Below are 1,322 nucleotides of genomic sequence, written 5' to 3' on the forward strand. Positions count from 1 at the left end.
AACGAGGCCGGCTTGGTGGCCTCCTTCTTCAGAGTCAGGTGCATGCGTTCATGCCTTCCGTTCTGCTGAGGATTACCTGGTTTGATCCGCTCGATGTTGATTCCCAGCCTTAGCCACCAGATCGAAAGCCGGCTCAGGCCAAACAGTGCATTGGGAGAAGCGAAGGGCGCGCCGTTGTCAGAACGTATGGCATCAGGCAATCCGAACTCTTTGAAAACTCTCTCAAAAACGGTAAATGCGAAGGCTGACTTGGTGGATTCCAAACCTTCGCAAGCCAGCAGGTATCGGGAGCGATAGTCTGTAATGGTGAGCGGGTAGCAGTACTGACGACTGCCCAACATGAATTCGCCCTTGTAGTCGACACACCAGAGCTCATTGGTTTTGCCTGCATTGGTCAGGGGTGTCCCTTGAGCCTTGTAGCGACGCCGCTTGCGCCGTTTGACCAGGCCGTGGCGATCCAGTACAGCATGAACGGTGCTCTTGGCTGGCGGCTGGATCATGGGGTATTCCCGGATCAATTTATCGCGGATCTTTGGGGCACCCCAACTGGGATATTCACGCTTGAGCTGCAAGATGGTGCGCTCAATCTGGAAGGGCAGTTGATTGGCGTGGCGGTAAGGCCTACGGCTACGATCCTGCAATCCATCAAGGCCACAATCCTTGTATCGACTGAAGATTTTGTAGCCGGTAGGTCTCGAGATCCCAAAGTCACGACATAGGGCGGACATTTTCTCGCCATCAAGGAGCCTGGCAACAAACTTAAGACGTTCATCCATCGGTTTACACTCTTTCCAGGGCATTTGGGCGTCTCCCAAATACCTAAAGGTGTAAACCATGTTTCCGGTATATGCTGTAAGCTATGTCTCAGGTACTACACAAGGCTTAGCGAAATTTAAACGCTGAGCCTTTTTTATTTCTGCCGGTTTTTTGCTTCCTGCACCCACACTGCACCCACAAATTGCCTCTCTCCATCGAGCTTGTCAGTTGACGGGTAAAGTGTCGCTTTTAGGGGCCCCAGTGGCCGCCAACAGGGTGAGCTGTGGCTCCTGGGCGTCGTGACCTCGAACGGTTGGCAAGCCATCCAGATTGCTCGTCTTGCGACGCGCTGGCAAAGCAGATTCTGATGCACGATGGGTCTCAGAGTCCTGTCACGATCACCGAGGTACTGAGGCATGTCAGACCAGCCAAGGGCATTCAGACAATTGCTGCGACTGCGTCAAGTGCAGTCCACCACCGGTCTTTCCCGCAGCGCACTAGTGTCCGGTTAATTTGATTACGATCATGCTGAAACCCAGTGTTGACGTGGCTTTACAGCCGATTTC

1 protein-coding gene is annotated in these 1,322 nt (G+C 53.3%); it reads right to left on the reverse strand.

What is annotated here, in order from left to right; all coding sequences use genetic code 11:
• A partial coding sequence (locus Q6D67_RS21570) for a helix-turn-helix domain-containing protein (protein ID WP_304707900.1) occupies nt 1–776 on the reverse strand: 776 nt, incomplete at its 3' end.
• Nucleotides 777–1,322 lie beyond the last annotated feature (546 nt).

The organism is Haliea sp. E1-2-M8, assembly GCF_030649675.1.
Taxonomy (GTDB): Bacteria; Pseudomonadota; Gammaproteobacteria; order Pseudomonadales; family Halieaceae; genus Haliea.